The sequence below is a fragment of the Carboxylicivirga linearis genome (genome assembly GCF_018271995.1).
Classification (GTDB): Bacteria; Bacteroidota; Bacteroidia; order Bacteroidales; family Marinilabiliaceae; genus Carboxylicivirga; species Carboxylicivirga linearis.
Map to the genome: position 1 here is coordinate 171,914 of NZ_JAGUCO010000007.1, position 20,574 is coordinate 192,487.

General features: G+C 35.6%; 20 protein-coding genes. 9 read left to right on the forward strand and 11 right to left on the reverse strand.

What is annotated here, in order from left to right; genetic code table 11:
* The first annotated feature begins 103 nt into the window (after positions 1–103).
* The 9 genes from KEM10_RS11965 to KEM10_RS12005 all read left to right on the forward strand — a co-directional run bounded on the left by KEM10_RS11965 (position 104) and on the right by KEM10_RS12005 (position 7,294).
* Positions 104–562: a sll1863 family stress response protein gene (locus tag KEM10_RS11965; RefSeq protein WP_212216238.1), complete on the forward strand. Its 459-nt coding sequence runs from the start codon at positions 104–106 to the stop codon at positions 560–562.
* Positions 563–691: 129 nt separating this feature from the next.
* On the forward strand, positions 692–1,597 hold the full coding sequence (locus KEM10_RS11970; protein WP_212216239.1) for a mechanosensitive ion channel family protein: 906 nt from the start codon (positions 692–694) through the stop codon (positions 1,595–1,597).
* A gap of 239 nt (positions 1,598–1,836) precedes the next feature.
* Positions 1,837–2,136 carry a YtxH domain-containing protein gene (locus KEM10_RS11975; RefSeq protein WP_212216240.1) on the forward strand — a complete coding sequence of 100 codons (300 nt, stop codon included), beginning with the start codon at positions 1,837–1,839 and terminating at the stop codon, positions 2,134–2,136.
* 14 nt (positions 2,137–2,150) lie between these two features.
* Positions 2,151–2,501 (forward strand): phage holin family protein, encoded by a 351-nt coding sequence (locus KEM10_RS11980; protein ID WP_212216241.1) that lies wholly within the window; start codon positions 2,151–2,153, stop codon positions 2,499–2,501.
* Between the two features lie 4 nt (positions 2,502–2,505).
* Positions 2,506–2,721: a hypothetical protein gene (locus KEM10_RS11985; protein WP_212216242.1), complete on the forward strand. Its 216-nt coding sequence runs from the start codon at positions 2,506–2,508 to the stop codon at positions 2,719–2,721.
* A gap of 346 nt (positions 2,722–3,067) precedes the next feature.
* Positions 3,068–3,904, forward strand: a complete 837-nt coding sequence (locus KEM10_RS11990; protein ID WP_212216243.1) for a universal stress protein — start codon at positions 3,068–3,070, stop codon at positions 3,902–3,904.
* A 50-nt stretch (positions 3,905–3,954) separates the two neighbouring features.
* Positions 3,955–4,452: a Dps family protein gene (locus KEM10_RS11995; RefSeq protein WP_212216244.1), complete on the forward strand. Its 498-nt coding sequence runs from the start codon at positions 3,955–3,957 to the stop codon at positions 4,450–4,452.
* Between the two features lie 138 nt (positions 4,453–4,590).
* Positions 4,591–5,493 carry a DMT family transporter gene (locus KEM10_RS12000; RefSeq protein ID WP_212216245.1) on the forward strand — a complete coding sequence of 301 codons (903 nt, stop codon included), beginning with the start codon at positions 4,591–4,593 and terminating at the stop codon, positions 5,491–5,493.
* A gap of 739 nt (positions 5,494–6,232) precedes the next feature.
* Positions 6,233–7,294, forward strand: a complete 1,062-nt coding sequence (locus tag KEM10_RS12005) for an RICIN domain-containing protein (protein WP_212216246.1) — start codon at positions 6,233–6,235, stop codon at positions 7,292–7,294.
* A gap of 115 nt (positions 7,295–7,409) precedes the next feature.
* On the opposite strand, the gene KEM10_RS12010 is transcribed toward KEM10_RS12005, so the two are convergent.
* The 11 genes from KEM10_RS12010 to KEM10_RS12060 form a co-directional block, all read right to left on the reverse strand.
* On the reverse strand, positions 7,410–7,850 hold the full coding sequence (locus KEM10_RS12010; RefSeq protein ID WP_212216247.1) for a helix-turn-helix domain-containing protein: 441 nt from the start codon (positions 7,848–7,850) through the stop codon (positions 7,410–7,412).
* 245 nt (positions 7,851–8,095) lie between these two features.
* Positions 8,096–8,656, reverse strand: coding sequence for a hypothetical protein (locus KEM10_RS12015; protein WP_212216248.1), 561 nt, complete (start codon positions 8,654–8,656; stop codon positions 8,096–8,098).
* Between the two features lie 158 nt (positions 8,657–8,814).
* Positions 8,815–8,964, reverse strand: coding sequence for a tyrosine-type recombinase/integrase (locus KEM10_RS24750; RefSeq protein WP_212216301.1), 150 nt, complete (start codon positions 8,962–8,964; stop codon positions 8,815–8,817).
* A 929-nt stretch (positions 8,965–9,893) separates the two neighbouring features.
* The gene (locus tag KEM10_RS12025) at positions 9,894–10,667 is read right to left on the reverse strand and encodes a prephenate dehydrogenase/arogenate dehydrogenase family protein (protein ID WP_212216249.1); all 774 of its coding nucleotides are present in this window, start codon (positions 10,665–10,667) and stop codon (positions 9,894–9,896) included.
* A gap of 318 nt (positions 10,668–10,985) precedes the next feature.
* Positions 10,986–12,083: a bifunctional 3-deoxy-7-phosphoheptulonate synthase/chorismate mutase type II gene (locus KEM10_RS12030; protein WP_212216250.1), complete on the reverse strand. Its 1,098-nt coding sequence runs from the start codon at positions 12,081–12,083 to the stop codon at positions 10,986–10,988.
* A 2-nt stretch (positions 12,084–12,085) separates the two neighbouring features.
* The gene (locus KEM10_RS12035; RefSeq protein ID WP_212216251.1) at positions 12,086–13,255 is read right to left on the reverse strand and encodes a pyridoxal phosphate-dependent aminotransferase; all 1,170 of its coding nucleotides are present in this window, start codon (positions 13,253–13,255) and stop codon (positions 12,086–12,088) included.
* A complete protein-coding gene (locus KEM10_RS12040; RefSeq protein WP_212216252.1) occupies positions 13,248–14,147 on the reverse strand; it encodes a prephenate dehydratase in 900 nt (299 codons plus the stop codon). Before KEM10_RS12040 ends, KEM10_RS12035 begins: the two co-directional genes overlap by 8 nt.
* A gap of 269 nt (positions 14,148–14,416) precedes the next feature.
* The gene (locus KEM10_RS12045) at positions 14,417–16,498 is read right to left on the reverse strand and encodes a hybrid sensor histidine kinase/response regulator (RefSeq protein WP_212216253.1); all 2,082 of its coding nucleotides are present in this window, start codon (positions 16,496–16,498) and stop codon (positions 14,417–14,419) included.
* 56 nt (positions 16,499–16,554) lie between these two features.
* Positions 16,555–18,426 carry an ABC-F family ATP-binding cassette domain-containing protein gene (locus KEM10_RS12050; RefSeq protein WP_212216254.1) on the reverse strand — a complete coding sequence of 624 codons (1,872 nt, stop codon included), beginning with the start codon at positions 18,424–18,426 and terminating at the stop codon, positions 16,555–16,557.
* Between the two features lie 260 nt (positions 18,427–18,686).
* Positions 18,687–19,457, reverse strand: a complete 771-nt coding sequence (locus KEM10_RS12055) for a LytR/AlgR family response regulator transcription factor (protein WP_212216255.1) — start codon at positions 19,455–19,457, stop codon at positions 18,687–18,689.
* 3 nt (positions 19,458–19,460) lie between these two features.
* Positions 19,461–20,555: a histidine kinase gene (locus KEM10_RS12060; RefSeq protein WP_212216256.1), complete on the reverse strand. Its 1,095-nt coding sequence runs from the start codon at positions 20,553–20,555 to the stop codon at positions 19,461–19,463.
* Positions 20,556–20,574: the final 19 nt, after the last annotated feature.

Here is a 20,574-nt window from a genome sequence, read left to right on the forward strand (position 1 = left end):
TTTAATAATAAAATCATCTGAATAGTTTAACCGATACGAATTAATTAGACGCATCTAAAAAAGACAATATTATTTAATCAAAAACAATTAAAAACTTAGAACTATGAAGAAGTTAAAAAATATATTACCAGTTACAGCAATATTACTATCAGTCATCTTATTTTCATCTTGTAATCAAGGAAAAAAGAAAGAAGAGAAAACAGAAATTGAAAAAAATTTAACAGCGTTTAAACAGGACTTAAAAAGTTTAAATGAGTCGATAAAAGATGCTGCAGAAGATAATACCGAGGCATTTAAAGATAAAGCGGAAGCTGTTATTGATGATGTAGATGATAAAATTGAGGAGTTTGAAGACAATGCCGAGGATGCAGGAGAAGAGATAGATGATGCTACCCAGGAAGCCATTGATAACCTGAAAGACAAAAGTGAAGACTTGAAGGATAAAATGGAAGAACTAGGTGAAGATGGAAAAGATGAGTGGGCTGATGTGAAAGAGGAGATTAAGGATGATTTTAATGAGTTTGGCGAAAGTGTAGAAGATTTTCTGAAAGGTGATGCTTAATATCAGAAATAACATATGGATTGATAGTGCTTTTGAACGACTATTAAATAATTGGATGCTGGTATTGTACTTGCATCCAATTGTTTTTTTGAGCCCGAAGAGTTAGGATTTACTATTAAATAAACACAAATGTTAGATAAAATAAACCAGGCTTCTGATAAGATTATAAACAAACTGCTGGATTGGGCTGAAACCATCATTACTATGTTGCCAAACTTAATTGTGGCAATTGTTGTATTGGTGATATTTTTTACCATTGCCAAATGGGTGCGTAAACTATTAAACAAAGCTCTTTTTAAGGTGTCATCCAATCATTCGGTTAATAGCCTGATTGCAACCATTGTTTTTACAGCTATTACTTTTGCCGGGGCTTTTGTGGCATTAAATGTACTAAACCTCGATAAAACGGTTACGTCACTTTTAGCCGGAATTGGTATTGCCGGTTTAGCCATTGGATTTGCTTTTAAAGATGTTGCTTCTAACTTTTTATCCGGTATTTATATGGCGGTTAAAAGTCCGATTAATGTGGGTGATATTATCGAGTATAACGAGGTTTATGGAACGGTAAAAGATATCGGAATAAGAGCCACAACCATCACGACTATGCAAGGTCAGGATGTGGTTTTTCCCAACCGCCTGATTGTAGAAAATTACTATACTCATTTTACCATCAATGGACATCGACGAATAGATCTTTCAGTGGGTATTTCGTATGGTGATGATCTGGAAAAAGCAGAAGAGGTAACCAAAGAAGCAATCCGTGAAATAAGCTATCTGGAGCCTGGCACAACAGTTGAGCTTTTTTATACTGAGTTTGGAAGTAGTTCAATCAACTTTGTGATTCAGTATTGGGTTAAATTTGCTCGCGAATCTGATTACCTGAAAGCACAAAGTCAAGGTATTAAAAACATCAAAAAAGCCTATGATCAAAACGATATTACCATTACTTTCCCAATCAGAACACTGGATTTTGGTATGAAGGGAGGTAAATCACTTGGTGAAGTGCTTTCGGAAGCTAATACATCGAAAGAATAAATCCATAGAATATAACCAGAATGGGGCCATGCAAATACTTGTGTGGCTTTTGTTTTTTGTGAAAGGGTAATGGAGTATCAGGTATAATGTGGAATACCAAACTGTGTATTTTGTGCCACACTTAAGGATGTTTTGCCACAGTTTTTGTAATCAAAAGGTCTTCTATCCCAGTATTTGTGTTTTGGCAAGGTATTTTCACTACATCTAACAAATAAATGTTTAACCAAAATTTATACGTTATGTCTAAAACAACAAATACATTGATAGGATTTATAGCAGGAGCAGCTGCAGGTGCCATTACAGGAATTTTATTTGCCCCCGATAAGGGATATAAAACCCGCAAGCGAGTAAAAAAGAAAGCTAAAAAAATAAAAACAGATGCTCAGCGTGAAATCAACGAGAAAATGGATGATTTGAAAGAACAAATGTCTGAAATGGTTGATGACATGAAAGGTAAGTACGCCGATGCCGAATCGGAAGTGAAAGCCCAAATGGGTAAAATTAAAAATCAGGTTGACAAAAATAAAGTTGACGCCTAATAACTATTCCCGGCATGAACAAATTATCATTAAAGGATAACATCTCAGAGTTAAACGGATCGGTTAAAGACTATATGGATGCACGGGTGCAATTAGCAAAGGTGCATTTGCTGGAAAAAACAAGTAAAATAGGGACTTACCTAATTACCTCCATCACCATTATGGTTACCCTTCTGTTTTGTTTATTATTATTGGCTTTGGCATTTAGTTTCTGGTATGGTAATATGGTTCAGGGCTTATTGATTTCGGTTGCCTTTTTTCTAATACTGGCTTTTGTAATCTACATATTAAGAATCCGACTAATTGGTAATCAGGTAGTGAGAAATTTAGCATCCATAATACTCGACGATGAAGACAAAAACTAATGAGATGAAAAAGAAAAGATTGAAATCCTTTAATGACTTGTATTATTACAAACAAAATCTGGAGTACAAAGTAAAGTACAACGAATACATAATGAAAGAAACCGTTCAGGATTTTGAAACGTATCTTCAGGTTTCGGCTGTTAACAGCTTAAAAGAGCATTTACAGAATACGATAAAATCATATCTCATTAGATTGATGAAGCGATATCAGTCGAGCTAATTATAAACAGACTTTTTTAATAAAACAGACCTCTTTATCATTGAAAGAGGTCTGTTTTTGTTTTTCAACCAGGTATTTAAATCTGAATTATATAATGCATATCTCAAACTAAAATCATGTAGATTTAAATGTGGAAGTTATTCAACAGGTTTGTGCAACGCATTCTGTTGAGAGGCTTCTACAGTTGGATTTACGCCATTTTTCTTTCTAAAAAAATATGTTTCTGTAACTGTCAGTAGCATAGTGTTGTGTGGTTTTATAGCAGGTGCTGTGCTAATTAATTATCTATTTCAGAATGGTATTTGAACTACTTATACCAAACAATAACAAATAAAATAATAGAGATATGAAAAAGAAGATAATTGAGTTCATTCAGACTACGGAAAACATTGAAGAGGCTACCAGAGCTTTAATCGCGTTAGGAAATAAACTGGATAAAGATCTGGAGCTGGTTATAGTAGCAGATCCTAATATTACAACTACGCCAACAGGTATGAATCCTGTGCCGTCGATGGAGGAAGCAAAGCAGTTTTATGAATATATTGAGTCAAAGGAAAACAAAGCTCAGGAAGTCATTAATAATTTAAAAGAAATGACTCGCGATATCTATATCAACCTAAAAGTACAGACGGGTACATTGGACTATTTAGTTGAACAGAAGTCGAAGGAAGAGGATACCTACCTGATAGTGCTGGCCGACGATAATTACCGAAACGACTTTTCTATCATTACTTTCTTTGAAAAGTTTTCTCAAATTGCAGAGTGTCCTATATTAAGATTGCCGGGTAACTACCATTTCAAACCATTTGCCAAAATATTATATGGTTCTGACTATCTGGAAGTAGATATTCCTAAACTTCAGAAATTAACCGGTATAGCCGCAGTATTCAATGCCGATGTTACCTTGTTGCATGTGACTAACGATATTCAAGCAGAGGAATTCGACACCATTAAAGTAGGAAAAGAAATTCTGGATAAAGTAGATTATAAAAAGCTGGTGGTGCGAACCATACAGGCATCTGATATATCCAATGGAATTAATAATTATGCCACCGAGAATGGCTATGATTTAGTAGCTGTACTTCGCGAAAAGAAAGATTTCTTCGAAAACCTGTTTAATAAAAGCCAGGCCATTGAAATATCTAAAAAGTCGGATAAACCGGTATTGATGTTTCACGAATAAAGAGGGATTGATAGAATAATTAACATTTAACAATTAAAATATATATTATCATGGAAGTATTAACAAAAACATATTCGAGATTAGGATTTAGTGGATTAGATACAGCCGAAATGGTGACCACAATGAACAAAGTTTTAGCCAACTATCATGTTTTTTATCAAAAACTAAGAAATTACCACTGGAATGTTAAAGGAAGCGATTTCTTTGACTTGCACGAAAAGTTTGAAGAACTATATACCTCAGCTGTGACTAATATTGATGAGGTTGCAGAACGAATCAGGGTGTTTGGTAAGACTCCAATGAGTACTTTGGCCGAATATCTGCAGGTATCGGATATTAAAGAAACCGGAACAGATTTAACTCCTATTGAAATGGCAGGACAAGTATTAGCCGATATTGAAACCCTGGATGGATTTTTGGTTGAGGTTGCCGAGGCTGCCAATGAAGTAGGAGATATGGCCACCATGGATTTAATGAATTCAATGATCCGTTCGTTGGAGAAACAGCACTGGATGCTAACCATGTGGCTTAATAATTCAAAAAACTAACGAATAGTCCATTTAGTGTAAGATTAAGTTAGGTTAGAGGGGTTCAGCTTAAAAGCTGGACCTTTTTCTGTTTTAACCTTTATTTTTTAGGGGAAGTTGATACAAAGTATCGCTTCTTTTCTCACATTTGCACCCGAAATGAGAATAGATAAAGTAAAAGGTCATATGGCAATGGTAGTTGCTAATATGGCATGGGGGCTGATGTCTCCTTTTGTGAAGTCGGTAGTGGTAAATAGTAATATTGATGCCTGGACCATTGTTGCCTATCGGGTGACGGGTGCGGCTATTGCTTTCTGGACAGCTTCGATATTCATCCCTAAAGAGCGTATTCCGTTTAAAGATTTACGATGGCTGGTGTTGGGTGCTCTGTTTGGTATTATTCTAAATCAAGGCGTATTTGTGTTTGGTGTATCGTATACTTCGCCCATTAATGCTTCTATTGTAACCACTACTTTACCTATTATAGCCATGGTTATTTCGGCTTTTTATTTAAAAGAACCGGTTACCTGGAAAAAACTGGCCGGTATTGCCATTGGTGCAACCGGAGCCATTGTAATTATCTTAAATAGTTCGTCGGGTAAATCGTTTGGCGAATTAGGATTAAAGGGAATTTTGTTGTGCTTTATGGCGCAATTTAGCTATGCTATTTACTTTGTGTTTTTTAAAAATATCATCAAGAAATATCACTCCATCACCATAATGAAGTGGATGTTTCTTTTTAGTACTTTCATCTATTTACCCCTTACCTGGTCCAATATTTCAAGTGTTGATTATGGCAGTATGCCGGTAACAGTAATGGGGCAATTAGCTTTTATAGTCCTGGGATCCACTTTTTTCTCATATATGATGATACCTATTGCGCAAAAATACCTTCGCCCAACTGTGGCCACCATGTATAACAATGTGCAACCTATTGTAGCCGCCATAGCCGCCGTTCTGCTTCAACTAGATAATTTTGGCTGGCCCAAAGTATTTGCCATCCTGCTGGTGTTTGCAGGTGTGTATTTGGTAACTACAAGTAAAGCCAAAGAAGAAGTGTAGAAGATTGAAATGGGTAGGGTAGAGTGTGCAACAACATCTTTAGATAGTACAACAACACTTCCAGTCCACTTAACAACGCCTTAAGAGTGTGCAATAACACCTCAAGTCTGTTCAATAATACCTTAAGAGGGTGCAATAACACCTTTAGATAGTATAAAAACGCCTTCAGTCAGTATAAAAACACCTTAAGAGTGTTCATCAACAAAATAAAATGATTAACTAATAGCGTTTTTATTTAATCTGATATTGTTATTGTTTCTCATGAAGTGATTGTCGGCGTGTTTTGGGTATTCTTTGGCAAGGTGAGGGAAGAGGTGACTGTGGATTAAGTGGGGGAAATTAGTATCAATCTTATTTTTACACAGATCACAAATTGGTTGACTTTAAAAAGTACTTTTAATCTTTATTATATAGCTTTTCTAATGTCTCTTTTTCGGTAGTTTGCTCAATTGTTGTATTGTTATTTTGTTCTATTCATAAAATATACTGTAAGGATATAAAAATCAATACTTCAATTAACAGGTTTCTCATATGTATTTCATGTTTTGCATAATCATATAACTATTTTAGACTAAAACATCATAGATATCATAAATAAGTATGAGTGAAAGTTATCAGAAGTTAAATTAATCGAATATAAACAATTAATAGTCGAAAATTTTAAAAAACTCGAGTGTGAATGACCATACATTTACAATGTATTCAAATAGAATATGTTATTAATCTAAATCTTTTTATTATGAAAAAAAATGTATGGTATTCCCATTTATTCTTGATGGGAGTGATTTCACTGATCACGGTCTTTTCAAGCTGTGAAAAAGAGGGTGTTACTCCGGAATTGGAACCTGAAGTTACCCCTAAATTAAAATCAACCATTATTGAAGGTGATTATGTATTGTTTAATCGTAATAGCAATTTAGCTGCAGACTTAAATGTTAATACAGGTGATATTACTCAATATAGTTATTGGGGAGGTTCAAATCAACATTGGAGAATTACAGCAGTAGGAGGCGGATATTATAAAATTAGCCCATTAAGTGATTTGAATCTGGCCATGGATATTGCAGCTCAATCAATGGATGATGGTGCTAATTTACAGACCTATTCTTATTGGGGTGGGTATAATCAGCAATTCTTATTAAATGATCTGGGTAATGGTTATTACAGTATTATTAATCGTAATAGCGGAAAAGCGTTGGATGTATACCAGGCATCTACAGCCAATAGTGCAAACATTAATCAATGGTCGTATTGGGGAGGTGCTAATCAACAATGGAGACTTGAACCTTTATCAAATGGAGGTAATGCTAATGGACAACTTTCGTGGAGATTAACTTCCTCTGGTGTTCCTTCAGATGTTTTAGCACGTATTACTGCTGCTATGGATGCGGCGGTAGCCAGATATAATTCTTGGGGTGATTGGGCCCCTCGTACATTAACTGTTGAATATAACACCGGGGTGCCAACGGCAGATGGAAATATTAATGGAAATATTCGTTTTGGTGCTAATAGCAGTTATCAAAATGAAAGAACAGCTTTACATGAGATAGCTCACACATATGGAGTTGGAACTTCCGGAGCCTGGTCGTATCCTTTAATTGATAATTATCTTTTTGTTGGAAGCAATGCTGTTGAAAAAATTGAGCAATTTGATGGATCAGGTGCTACAATAAGCACAGGAGGTAGTCATTTTTGGCCCTATGGTTTAAATTATAATGATGAATGGTCTATTATAAATGCTAATCGTCATGTACAAATTGTGTATGCAATGTGTCAGGATGGGTTGTACTCAGGTTATTAATATATAACCACATCCGGGTATAGTTATTCCGGTTAAAAAATTTATTGTTATAACTATAAGGCTGGGCTAACTTTTAGTGTCCAGCCTTATTTTTTAGTTAGGTATAGTGGGGTAACTATTTGTTTTTGCTTTCTACGCCTTTTCCTATTATCATACCGATGGCTCCACATAAAATTGAAGCAGAAATCACTATCAACCCTCCATACTCAGTTTTAGGTAGAATATTAAGTAAGGTCAGGATGATACCTATTAAAAAGGCTGATGAGGCACCTATAACCGTATAACCGAAAATATACCATGGGAATCTTATTTTGTTTATTTTGGTTTTTACAGAATCTGATTCAAGGGTGGTTTCTTCATCTAATGTGTTTATTAAAGAATCGGAAGAAACATTTAAGGTAGAAGCAATCATTTTTAAAGTACTGCCTCTCGGTACACTTTCTCCATTTTCAATTCTTTGGATTGTTCTTAAACTAATACCGGAGTTTTCGCATAGTTCCTCCTGAGACAACCCATTACGTTCTCTTAATTCTTTAATTTTTGTTGGTGTATTCATGTAGATTTCTTTTTGGTGTTTTGTTAGTTCAAATATAAGAGTGAGAAACTATATTGTATTGCGTCTTTTTACATCAATTTGCAGGTCAATTAATTGCATCGTAACGACGGTGAAGTGACGTAAAGATGACGTAAGTTTGACATCGGATAATTTTGGATTTTTCGTTTATTGATATAATAACTCTTTGTATGAATAGAAGAGCTACCTAAAAACCGCTTCAGTAGATGGTGTCAGGATGAGCCAACCTAGCCATGATTTATTTCCAGCTTATTATAGGGCGTTTTTGTCTTCTTTTCTATGTGTTTTAATTTAAAATATGCCAACCAATGTGATATTTCGTCCATTCTCATATTAAACGCAGTAAAGTCGTCTTGCCAATTAAAGTCTTTTGATTCAATGCAAAGAATCCAATCCACACTTTCTTCATTATGCTCTTCTTTGGTACTAATAGATTTAATTGAATCCCATGTCAGATAATGATCTTCTTTAATTTTTATGCCAGAATCATTTATTTCAATAACTGGCTTGTTATTTATTGCTCGAATGAAATTATGTACAATAAAATATACTAATATTAAACCACCAATAATGACTATGATAAAATATTCTGTTGAATGCTTTTTGTCTGAATTATCTAGTTCACTTAAAAGTAGAAGTTCTGTGAATCCAAAAGCTATTGCTGTTTTAATCCAATATTTAGTATTGTTGTATCTAATTTTTACTTCTTGAGGGTGTTTGTGAGCATATTTTTCACTTAACCTAATTTCGGAAACAAACTTTTGAGTTATGTAATCAAAAAACTTCATTTATAATACTTACAAATTTAGTTTATCATGTGTGTAAATGTGCTACAACGTACTTGTATGTATACCTTGTATATTTATATTTTATTAATTGTATTGCTTTTGTCCACATACAAGACCAAAATAGTATGTAAAGTGGACAAAGTTATTTTATAAGTCATCTATCGGATTTTTAAATTTGCTAAAATCAGAATTAGATACATGGGGTACCTATCTGTTGTTTTTAAACTGGCATGTCCCAGCCACTCCTGTATATATCTTAAATCGGTTCCTTGCTTCAGTAAATGAGTAGCAAAGCTGTGCCGAAGCATATGAGGCGTTACTCTTTTTTTTAAACCAATAGGTAGTTTAAACGGTTGCCGGTGTTCGGCAGCTTTGAGTTGTATGGTTGGTTTTGATATCACAAATAGATTTGCAATGATGTTAAACAAAATTAATAAAATAGTTAGTATAGGCAAGTGATTTAAATATGCCTTGGTGATAGCTCTATACAGTAAGTAAGTTTATTTTACTATACTATTCTAAAAAATATTGTTTTTGAGTGGAAAAGAAAAACTCAGCCGTTAATGAGGGCCAGTCAGCGGTATTAAAGTCCCGATCAGCGCCCCGGTAATCCGATCAGCGGCATAAAAGTGTCGATCAGCGGGGGTGGGGATGCGATCAGCGGTGAAAAAATGCAGATCAGCGCCTTCGGAGCCCGATCAGCGGGTAAAAAGGGTGGATCAGCGGGTGGGGAGACCGGTCAGCGCCTTGTAGGCCAGGTGTATTCAGAAAAAACAAGAAGCTGTTGCCTCCTGTTTTTATTATATCAGTTACCTCTATGCTTTTTATTGTACTGACTCGAATATCTTTTTAGTTTTGCCGAATTGCGCCAAAACACATATTGGCCATAGTCTCTTATTACTCTTAAATTATTGCTCAGAAGGGTATAGGCTTTATCGCGTAAAAGTTTATTTGCATTTTCATCACCCTTCGATCCGTTTGAAAGAGTTCGTAGTGTTGCTAACTGCTGCAAAAAAGATTTAGCCTCTGAATTTATTCAGCTTCGTTATTAATGTATTATCAGGTATAATTAAGGGTGAGTCAAAAAGGTACCAGGTATTATACGTAACTAATCGATTAAAATGGTAATCTTTTATCAATTGACGTTTATCGGTATACGCTATTATGGGGATATAGAAAATGTAAATGGATGCTCCCCTCGGGGAGCAGTCAGCAAAAGCTGACTGAGGGATAATCGTTACTCAATATTCTTACGTACCATATTTAAAAACTCCTGCAATCCTTCTGTATCTTTCTTTTCAATTAAACTCAGAAGATGTTTTAGTTGAAAACGAATATTCTCAACCTGCTGATAGGTATATGGGTTAAAAAGGATTTCAGTAAGCAGGTAATCTTCTTCCGACATCAAACCTTTAGCAATATTCATATGCTTGCTGAAAGTTGTTCCGGGGGCTTTTTGATGTTTCATGCAGGCACCAAAAACCAACGACGAAGCAAAGGGGATAGATAGTGAATACGCAATGGTTTCGTCATGCCCGTCGAAGCTATATTCGTGTATATTTAGTTTTAAAGAGCTGAAAAAATCTTTGAAGAAGGCCTTGCCCAGATGATCGCCTTGTGTTATGATGATGGCATGATGCATGCTTAAATCATTAAGATTGGCAAAGGTAGGACCAAACATAGGGTGGGTGGATACATAGCGATATCCGCTTTGTTCGTAAAATTCCTGTAATCCGGTTTTTACCGATGATATATCAGACAGAATGCAGTTTTTAGGTACATAAGGTAATACCTCTTTAAAAGCCGGTAAGGTATATTTTAATGATACTGCATTAATTAAGATCTCAGGAGCAAACTCTGTAATCTCTTCAAATTTAGTGAGACGTTGTGTATTAAATACGTATCGAAGTTTGCTCATATCGCGGTCAAAAATGGCAACTTCATGATCGAGACAAAGGGCATCGGTTAACCAGGTACCCATTTTTCCTGCTCCTAGAATACAGATTTTCATAATTTTCAAATATATGTGTTTGGCCTTACCAATTCTTGATTCGTTTGGCCTAAGGAAAGATGAATTCTTATTTAAGGTAATACTATAGTAAGACTGGGAAGCTGAGAACTTGTTCGAAGATCACCCAGCCGCACTTAAGTATTACAAGAATAGGGGTTCGTCTTTCATTCAGCCTTGATTTTCTTTGTTTCGTTTCTTGCATCAAGGCAAGAAATGAAAAGCCCTGCGGCTAGAGCAAAGAAATACTTATTTGCTGATTAATTTATGTTTATATGCAAATAAGGAGTAGTGATTTTACTACTCCTTATTTGTATTGATTTATTTCTTCGCCAATTCTTTATTCATCACAATATTCTGACGATTGATTGATTCCTCATGAATGTGTTCGAATACTTTCACCACAAATTCAGGATTCAATTTGTTTTCATCAGCCTGATTACGACGTTTATTCATAATCTCATCATAACGACGAGTTTGAAGAATTGTAATGTTATTATCGTATTTGTACTTACCAATAGCTTCAGAAATCTTCATTCGTGAGCTTAAAGTCTCTAATAACTGTTGGTCGAGCAAGTCGATTTTTTTACGTAACTCATCCAAAGTAACACGTGGCTTTTCACCAATGGCCGATTGACGAACAACCAAATCATCCATTATTAACTTCAGATGATCAGGTGTTACCTGCTGACTTGCATCACTCCATGCTTTTTCAGGACACATATGCGATTCAATAATCAAACCGTCGAAATTAAGGTCCATGGCCTCCTGCGATACCTCTGCAATCATTTCGCTCTTACCTGAGATATGACTAGGGTCGGTGATGATAGGTAAATTAGGAATACGACGACGAAGCTCAATAGGAATCTGCCACTCAGGATTATTACGGTATTTGGTTTTATCGTAAGTACTGAATCCACGGTGGATAGCACCCAAACGCTTAATACCTGCCTGGTTGATTCTTTCCATGGCACCAATCCATAGCTCTAAATCCGGATTTACCGGGTTTTTAACCAACACAGGAATGTCAACACCTGCTAATGCATCTGCTACTTCTTGTACAGCAAATGGATTAGCTGTAGTACGAGCGCCTACCCAAAGCATGTCCACACCAAATTTCAAGGCTTCGTATACATGATGAGCAGTAGCCACCTCAATACTGATGAACATGCCTGTTTCTTCCTTCACCTTTTTCAACCAAGGCAAACCAACAGTTCCAACGCCTTCAAAAGCACCTGGACGAGTACGAGGTTTCCAAATTCCTGAACGGAATATTTTCACTCCCTGAGCAGCTAATTGTTTAGCTGTAGTCAATACTTGTTCTTCAGTTTCGGCACTACAAGGGCCTGCAATTAACATAGGACGCTCCAGTTTGTATCCTGGTAATTCCAATGGTAGTAAATCCAGTTTATTTTCCATGGTTATTGTTTTATGATTTTTTCTATTCTTTCTTTTGCTTCAATTAATACTTCTTGTTTGGTACAAAGGCTAATGCGAATGTATCGCTTACCTGTTTCACCAAATATCAGTCCCGGAGTAATAAATACATCTACTCCGTATAAGATCTTGTCTGATAGCTCACCACTATCCTTATATTTATCAGGAATGCGGGCCCATACAAACATACCTGTTTGGTTGGTGTCGTAAGTGCATTCCAGTATATCCATAATTTCCTGAACTAGTACTCTTCGTTGTTTATACTCTTCGTTAACGGCGCTGTACCAGTTGCTGTTTAGTTGCAAAGCTTTAACCGCTGCCAGTTGAAGAGGTTTAAACATTCCCGAGTCCATATTGCTTTTCACTCTTAAAATATATTGAATGAAAGTAGGGTTGGAGAAAGCTGCGCCTACACGCCAGCCTGCCATATTGTGTGATTTACTCAACGAATTCAGCTCAATGGCAATATCTTTGGCACCCTCGATAGATAAAATACTCTGTGGTGAATCATTCAAGATAAAGCTATATGGATTATCGTTGCAAATAACGATGTTGTGTTTTTTACCAAAAGCAATTACTTTCTCGAAAAAGCTGATACTTGCATTCGCTCCTGTTGGCATGTTTGGATAGTTAATCCACATCAATTTCACATTGCTTAGATCCTGTTTCTCCAGTTCATCCAGATTAGGTAACCAACCGTTGTTTTCGTCCAGGTTATAGGGAATAAGAGTTGCCTGAGCAATCTTGCTTGCCGAAGCATAGGTTGGGTAGCCCGGATTGGGAACCAAAACACCATCCCCCGGATTAAGGAAGGCAAGAGTGATATGCATAATACCTTCTTTAGAGCCCATCAAAGGAAGAATCTCAGTATTTGCATCAGTCTTTACACTGTAATATCTTTCGTACCAGCTGCTGAAAGCCTCTCTAAGTTCAGGAATACCAACATAGCTTTGGTAACCATGATTGGTTTCTACCTGACTTTGTTGAGTTATTTCTTCAATAACTTCCGGAGCAGGAGCCATGTCTGGATTTCCAATTCCTAAGTTAATAATAGGTTTACCTTCTTTTCTTAGCTTATCCAGTTCCTTCAATTTGATAGAAAAGTAGTATTCTTCTACCTGATTAATTCTATCAGCAGGTTGTATATTATTCATGATTTGCAATTTCTATAGTATTACCGTTAGGTATTGGGTATGATTGTTTACCTTTTTCGTATTCACCTAAAATCTTTAATTTTTTGCACAAAGGTCGTATAGCATCCAATGATTGTAAATAGCGTTTATAATCATTAAATGTAAGATCGATGTAAAATAAATACTCCCACTCTTGTCCTACAATGGGTAAAGATTGAATTTTGGTTAAGTTTATGTTATAAAAACTCAGAACGGTTAATACCTTCGATAAACTTCCTTCATCATGAGGTAATGAAAATACCAGTGATGATTTGTTAATACGGTCTTGCTCCAATAGTTCATCTGTTTCGGTTAATGCTCTGTCCGTTATCACTAAAAAGCGAGTATAATTACGTTTATTGGTTTCTATACCGCTGGCAATAATATTCAGGTTATACATTTCGGCAGCTAATTCCGATGCAATGGCAGCAATACCAGTTCGCTTTTCTTCGGCAATTAGTTTAGCACTTAATGCGGTGTCTTCAGAGGCAATTAATTTAATGTGAGGGTAATCTTTAAAGAACTCCTCACACTGAGCCAATGCCATTGGATGTGAATGAACCTCACGAATATCCTCAATAGATTGTCCGGGTAAGGCCATTAACTGGTGTTTAATGCGTAATTTATATTCGCCAATAATAACCAGATCGCTATCCTTTAGCATGGTGTAGTTTTGCAAGATACTTCCTACCAAAGTATTCTCAATAGCAATAATCCCGTAAATGGATCTATCCTCTTTTAATGTTTGAAACAAATCAGGGAAGGTAAGGCACGGAATCATCTCAAGATTATCCTCTTCAAAATAAGCTTTGGCAGCTATTTCGTGGTTTGCGCCCGGCCAACCTTGTATTGCTATTTTTTTCTTTGGTTTCATTGTTAATGTATGTATATGAAAAAACCCGCCTTGCGAGGCGGGTTTCTATATATTTTAATGTTTTGAATTATCTTATAGCGTGCCCACCTCTTTTAGTCTGTTAAAAAAGAAATAATAAAAGCTATAAAAAAAGTTGTGAGCCATTGTTCTGTGTTTTCGTAATTGTGCTACAAATGTAGAGAATAATTTTATATTACCAAATTGTGATTGATAAAATGTATTAAAATTTAAATAGTAAGTTAAGGCTTTAATTTACTAATAGATTCTTATTACTGCAGGGTGGATTTTTGCATTTTTAATTCTTTAATATGTGAAACTATGTTAGTAGGCTTTTGTTCTACAAGAGGATGGTAAACCATAAAGGTTGTGCCTGATCCGGGTTTTGATTCAACTTTAATTTTACCACCTAAAATGGTAATCAAATCACTACTAATGGTAAGCCCCAATCCTGTGCCTTCAGCCTTTTTATGGTTTGGATTTTCAACCTGTTGGAAACGGTGAAATATTTTTTTAAGGTGTTCTTCTGCAATACCTATTCCTGTATCTTTTACATAAATTACCAGCATTTTATCTTCAACAAAAGCTCCTATTGTGATACTTCCCTTTTCAGTAAATTTAATGGCATTCGTCATTAGGTTGAACAGAATTTGTTTTAATCTGATATTGTCGGAATGTAAAATCGTGTTTTCGTCAATCTTATCAATAGATAATTGAATTTGAAGTTCGTGTTTATTTAATTTATCTTTTTCACTCTTAAATTGTTGGTGAATCTCCCTTAAAATTTCAATCACTTTAAATGATGAGTATTGAAGTTCAATATGCCCACTCTCAAGCTGCGAAAAAATCAGAATGTCAGAAATCAATTGTAATAACTGGTGACCATTGGACTGTATAATATTAAGGTAGTTGTGTTTTTGATCAGCAGTTAATTCATTATCTTCCAATAGTTCTGAGAAACCAATAATGGCATTCATTGGTGTACGAATCTCATGAGACATATTAGCCAGAAAAGTTGATTTCATGTAATCGGCTTGCTCTGCTTTTTCTTTTGCGGCTATTAGTTCCTGTTCATTCTTTTTCTTTTCTGTTATATCGGAAATGACTTTTACAAAACCTATAGGAGTTTTACCACCATCAAAAACCGGGCTGGTTGTAGTTCTGAGGAATTTATTGATTCGGGCATCGTAATATTCCGAAGGCTCTGTTACATTTGATGATTTACATTTTTCTATTTGACAGAATTGGCAGGGTTTATTTTCGTTATAATTTATTTCGTAGCATTTCTGTTTGATCAGTTCATCGTTTTTGTTAAGTGATTTTTCTTTGTAGGCTTTATTGGCCCATAGAATCCTGTACTCATTATCAATAAAAACAACTTGTTCTTCAATACTGTCTAGTATCAACGATTTTTCGTTTTCAAGTTGGGTGATGAGTTTCTCATTCGATAGTCGAAGCTTAAGTTCCTTTTTTAAAGCAAGTCGGTTACGAGTGATATTGATACGAAGATAGATAAGGTAGATAACTAACGCGGTTAGCACAGAACCGATGATGTAGAGGATGATAGTTAGCCAAATGGGTTGTTTTTTTTCAACAGAGGCTAACATCCATTGGTCGATTATAGAATGGTAAACATCAGGGGATTCAGTTAAAAAATCACTAACAGCCAGATCAAGTTCACTCATCAATTCTACAGATTCATGGCTTGTTGCAAAATTAAGATGAACGGGATTAAAAAATATGGAGGTTTGCTTTAAATTGTGATGCATATTTATGTTGTAGCCAAAAACTTTATTGATGGCAATGGCTTCAACTTCATTGTTTTCAATTGCTTTAACTAATTCTATCTGATTGGAGTATCGCCTTATATTGGTGTGTATGTTAAAGTCGTTGAGTAAGTTGATAAAAGCTGTTCCATGAATATCGCCCTTTTCTATGCCAAGTATCTTATTCTGCATATCAGAGATGTTATTTATTTGGCTATTCTGAGCGGTGTAGATAACACCCCAATTAATAAAAATGGGATTTTTGGAATAACTAATAAGCGATTCTCTTTCTTTAGAGTAGGCTATGCAAGGGGCAATATCAATTTCATTGTTTTTGGTAGCGTTAAGAATGTCTTCCAGCGTGTATTCCTGATAGTTGAGGTGCCAGTTTTTTTTATTGGCTATATTCTTCAGGATGTCAATAAAAATTCCTTTTGACTGACCAGTAGAGTCTGTAAACAGGAGAGGTGGGTTTTGGTAAACTCCCACCGTAAGTTCACGATCTATGCTGCTTTTGTTATTAAAAGCTGCTGTATGAACATATGATGCCAGAAATATGGCTAATATGGTTAAAAGTTGCTTGGGCATAAGTTGTTAATTGCTGCAAATATAAACAATTACACCCAATGGTTGCTTTCGGTTTCTTACATTTCTTCAATTTCTTTTAATTCAAGCCATCGCATCTCTTTTTCTTCAATTAAGTCCATGGTTTTGCCTAAGAGTGCTGACTTCTCTACTAACTCATCTGATGCTAAGTTGCCAGAGTTTAGCTTGTTTTGTAAGTCTTCTTTCTTTTGTTCCAACTCTTCCAGCTCAGTTTCTAAAGCTTCCAGTTCTCTTTTTTCTTTAAAGCTAAGTTTTTTGGGCTTTTCTTTAGTTTGTTGTGTAGTAGCTGATGGTTTTGCTTTTTTCTCTGATTTAACTTTTTCGCGTTGTTCTTTTTTTGTTTTTTCGTTATAATCAGAATAATTACCCGGGAAATCCTTGATTCGTCCTTCTCCCTCAAAGGCAAAAAGGTGGTCGCAAACTTTATCAAGAAAATACCTGTCGTGTGATACTATGATTACACAACCCTTGAAGTTTTGCAGATAGTCTTCCAGAACGTTTAAGGTGAATATATCTAAATCGTTGGTTGGCTCATCCAGAATTAAGAAGTTAGGATTACGCATTAAAACCGTCATCAGGAAAAGACGTTTTTTCTCACCACCACTTAATTTTTTCACAAACACATGATGCATTTCGTTAGGGAAGAGGAAGTAACGAAGAAACTGAGGTGCCGACATGCTTTGATCATTTCCCAATGAGATGTCGTCAGCGATTTCAGAAATCACATCAATCACTTTTTTCTCTTCATTAATCTTAATTCCTTCCTGACGATAGTATCCAAACACAACCGTTTCACCTTTCTCAATCTCTCCTTTATCCGGCTGAAGTGTTTCTGTTAGAATATTTAAAAATGTTGATTTACCTGTTCCGTTTTTTCCAACAATACCCACTTTTTCGTAGGGAGCAAACTTATAACTAAAGTCTTCAATCAGCTTTTTATCGTCAAACGACTTTGATATATTATGAAGGTTCACCACTTTTTTACCTAATCGGGCCTGCGTGATTCCAATCTCAAGGTTTTGCTCGTTCAGGTTTTGAGATGCTTTATCTTTTAATTCATGAAAAGCATCAATACGGTATTTGGCTTTGGTAGCACGTGCCTGTGGCATGCGATTCATCCAATCCTGCTCACGACGCAATAAATTCCGTGCTTTTTCTACTTCTGCCTGATGGGTCTCAATTCGTTCCTGACGTTTTTTAAGGAAGTAAGTGTAATTGCCTTCGTACTTGTAAATGGTTTCATCGGCCAGTTCGATGATTTCGTTACAAACACGATCGAGAAAATAGCGGTCGTGAGTAACCATTAATAAAGTGGCTTTTGATTTTGATAAGTATTGTTCCAGCCAATCAACCATTTCTAAATCAAGGTGGTTAGTTGGCTCATCTAATATTAATAAGTCGGGTTCTGATATTAATATGCTTGCCAGTGCCACCCTTTTGCGTTGACCACCAGATAACTCTGATACTGGCTGATCGAATTGAGTTATTTTAAGTTGAGATAAAATTTGCTTGATTCGTTGCTCATAGTCCCATGCCTGCAAAGCATCCATCTTTTCAATCAGTTCGCCCATGGCTTCCTGATCGTTTTTTTCAATGGCTTGCTCATATGCTTTGATGGTTTGAACTACTTCACTTTCGGTATTGAAAACTTCTTCAATAACGGTGTGTTGCTGATCGAGATAAGGATCCTGACTTAAGTATCCTAAAGTAATACCATTTCGCAGAATAACATTTCCTTCGTTAGATGGCATTTTACCTGCCAATATATTCAACAGAGTTGTTTTTCCTGCACCATTTCGAGCAATCAAAGCCACCTTCTGACCTTCGGACAGTCCGATGTTAATGTTATCGAATAAGCAAATGTCGCCCCAATGCTGGGTTATGTTTTCGGCAGATAAGTAATTAATCATGATCAGCTATTTGTTCTCTCCAAAAAAACACCATTTTTTTCGTTACGCTTGCTTACAAATAGGTCATTTACAAAAGTAAACTTCCAAATTTATCCGATTCGCAAGCCTCAAAAATGAATCTTTCTTTATCAGAGAAGATGATTTTTTGAAATCAAAATTTAAGGCTGCAAAGGTAGGTAAATAGTTTATAAGTTATAAGGCAGGGGGCAGTAGTTATTTGTATTTAGCTATTCGTTGAAATAATCTCTAAAAGTCTGTCATCATCCGTTGAACCAATTTTTAAAGGCCGCTACTTTTTCGCGACTCACAATAATCTCGCGATCAAAATCAACATCGGGTTTAATCTTCAAACGGCTGTTTGAGTGCACCAATACTTCCTGAATTTTATTGATATTAACAATGAACGATCGGCTGATACGAAAGAATTCAGCAGGATTCAACATTTCTTCTAATTCTTCCAGTTTATAATCTATGATGTAACGATTTCCTTTTTCGGTAAGGATAAAGGCGTTGCGTCCTTCTGCATAGAAAAGCACTATTTTATTGGTGGTCACCGATTTTATTCTTTCACCCAACTTCACCATAAATCGCTCTTTAAAGGTTTTGCGATAGCTTAGCAATGCTTCGTTTAATTCTTCCAGCTTTAGTCGCTGGCTGGCTGATGACAAGTTCTGGCGAAGACTTTCCAGTTTCTCAAGGCTGTGAAACAGATCATCGTAATTAATGGGCTTCAGTAAATAATCGATGCTATTTACCTTAAAGGCTTGAATGGCATATTCGTTATAGGCTGTTGTGAAAATCACCGGAATATTAACTTGTACCTTATTGAAAATTTCGAAGCTTAAACCATCCGATAGATGAATGTCCATAAAGATTAGATCCACATTATTCAACGGATTTTGTAACCATTCAACCGATTTTTGAACGGATTCGATGATGCCTTCTATATGAATATTTGCATCGTAGCGCTGCAATAATCTGACAAGAATTTCACTTGCCGGTTTTTCATCTTCTATAATTAATACTCTCATGGTTTATTCTTCTTCAATTTCAAAAAGTGGTATGTTGATATTTATTTCTTTGTCTTCTTCAAATATCTCCGGACGTTGTGAACTAAAATAGTCATAAGCTTTATTCAGGTGCTTGATGTTCCAGTGGTTCATACTTTCCAGTGTTATTTTAGGGTTATTAGTAGCCTTAAATATAAGATGCTTGTCAACTCCGCTTAGGTTCACTTCAAGTGGTTGATATTGATTGATAATAGAACGGTTACAAACTTCGGTTAACAAGGTGGAGATGGTACCTGGAACAATTTGTTGGTAGTTGCATTCATCATCAAGTTTATCGGTAATTCTGATGGCGCCATTATATTTAATGTTCAGGATGTAAATTAAGGAATTGAGATTACTTAATTCCTCAGCTACACTAACCAGTTCAATATGTCGGGTATCTAAAATGTATCGATAAATTCCAGACAGATGTTGGATGATACTTTCTGCCATCTTTTTATCCTGTTTCACAATACTTATAAGGTTTTCGAGACTATCGTATAATAACTGAGGATTGATTTGCAGTTTGTAGTTTTCGAGATCATGTTCCAGGCTTTTTCTGAGTTCTCTTTCTCTGATGTAGTTAATTTGTTTATTGGTTTCCAAAAAGGATGTACTTACGTGTATGATGGCATAAACTACTGATACTATTCCGAATACACCGTTAAATACAATTAATTCTCGTTGAATATCCGTTAACTGTAAAATATAGGTGAAATATAAAAAGACTAATATTGAAATGATTAGTATGGAGATGGTAAGCGATATGAGAGAAATAATAATAATTCGAGTAGATGCACCGGAAGCTTTGGAGGTTTCGTTTTGCTCCGATTCATTAGTCGATGCATCCAATATTTTTATGGGGTATTTGTGCAAGGTGTAATTAAGTACCAGCCTTTGCACTTCCAGTAAAATAAAAGAGAATATAATAGTTACCGCAACTTCATTACTAAAAAAATGACTCCCTAGCTGATTTAGAGTGTCGAAAACCAGCAGTATTAGAATGTAAACAATTATTCCTGTTGGTATTGGTAACAGAAAGCGAAGCCATTTATTTAAGGTAGTATTGTTTTTCTTCATCAGGTTGGTCTATTGGTAT

Coding starts and splice junctions, on each gene's coding strand:
- KEM10_RS11965 (WP_212216238.1), top strand. CDS start 104: ATGAAGAAGTTAAAAAATATATTACCAGTTACAGCAATATTACTATCA.
- KEM10_RS11970 (WP_212216239.1), top strand. CDS start 692: ATGTTAGATAAAATAAACCAGGCTTCTGATAAGATTATAAACAAACTG.
- KEM10_RS11975 (WP_212216240.1), top strand. CDS start 1,837: ATGTCTAAAACAACAAATACATTGATAGGATTTATAGCAGGAGCAGCT.
- KEM10_RS11980 (WP_212216241.1), top strand. CDS start 2,151: ATGAACAAATTATCATTAAAGGATAACATCTCAGAGTTAAACGGATCG.
- KEM10_RS11985 (WP_212216242.1), top strand. CDS start 2,506: ATGAAAAAGAAAAGATTGAAATCCTTTAATGACTTGTATTATTACAAA.
- KEM10_RS11990 (WP_212216243.1), top strand. CDS start 3,068: ATGAAAAAGAAGATAATTGAGTTCATTCAGACTACGGAAAACATTGAA.
- KEM10_RS11995 (WP_212216244.1), top strand. CDS start 3,955: ATGGAAGTATTAACAAAAACATATTCGAGATTAGGATTTAGTGGATTA.
- KEM10_RS12000 (WP_212216245.1), top strand. CDS start 4,591: ATGAGAATAGATAAAGTAAAAGGTCATATGGCAATGGTAGTTGCTAAT.
- KEM10_RS12005 (WP_212216246.1), top strand. CDS start 6,233: ATGAAAAAAAATGTATGGTATTCCCATTTATTCTTGATGGGAGTGATT.
- KEM10_RS12010 (WP_212216247.1), bottom strand. CDS start 7,850: ATGAATACACCAACAAAAATTAAAGAATTAAGAGAACGTAATGGGTTG.
- KEM10_RS12015 (WP_212216248.1), bottom strand. CDS start 8,656: ATGAAGTTTTTTGATTACATAACTCAAAAGTTTGTTTCCGAAATTAGG.
- KEM10_RS24750 (WP_212216301.1), bottom strand. CDS start 8,964: ATGCTTCGGCACAGCTTTGCTACTCATTTACTGAAGCAAGGAACCGAT.
- KEM10_RS12025 (WP_212216249.1), bottom strand. CDS start 10,667: ATGAAAATCTGTATTCTAGGAGCAGGAAAAATGGGTACCTGGTTAACC.
- KEM10_RS12030 (WP_212216250.1), bottom strand. CDS start 12,083: ATGGAAAATAAACTGGATTTACTACCATTGGAATTACCAGGATACAAA.
- KEM10_RS12035 (WP_212216251.1), bottom strand. CDS start 13,255: ATGAATAATATACAACCTGCTGATAGAATTAATCAGGTAGAAGAATAC.
- KEM10_RS12040 (WP_212216252.1), bottom strand. CDS start 14,147: ATGAAACCAAAGAAAAAAATAGCAATACAAGGTTGGCCGGGCGCAAAC.
- KEM10_RS12045 (WP_212216253.1), bottom strand. CDS start 16,498: ATGCCCAAGCAACTTTTAACCATATTAGCCATATTTCTGGCATCATAT.
- KEM10_RS12050 (WP_212216254.1), bottom strand. CDS start 18,426: ATGATTAATTACTTATCTGCCGAAAACATAACCCAGCATTGGGGCGAC.
- KEM10_RS12055 (WP_212216255.1), bottom strand. CDS start 19,457: ATGAGAGTATTAATTATAGAAGATGAAAAACCGGCAAGTGAAATTCTT.
- KEM10_RS12060 (WP_212216256.1), bottom strand. CDS start 20,555: ATGAAGAAAAACAATACTACCTTAAATAAATGGCTTCGCTTTCTGTTA.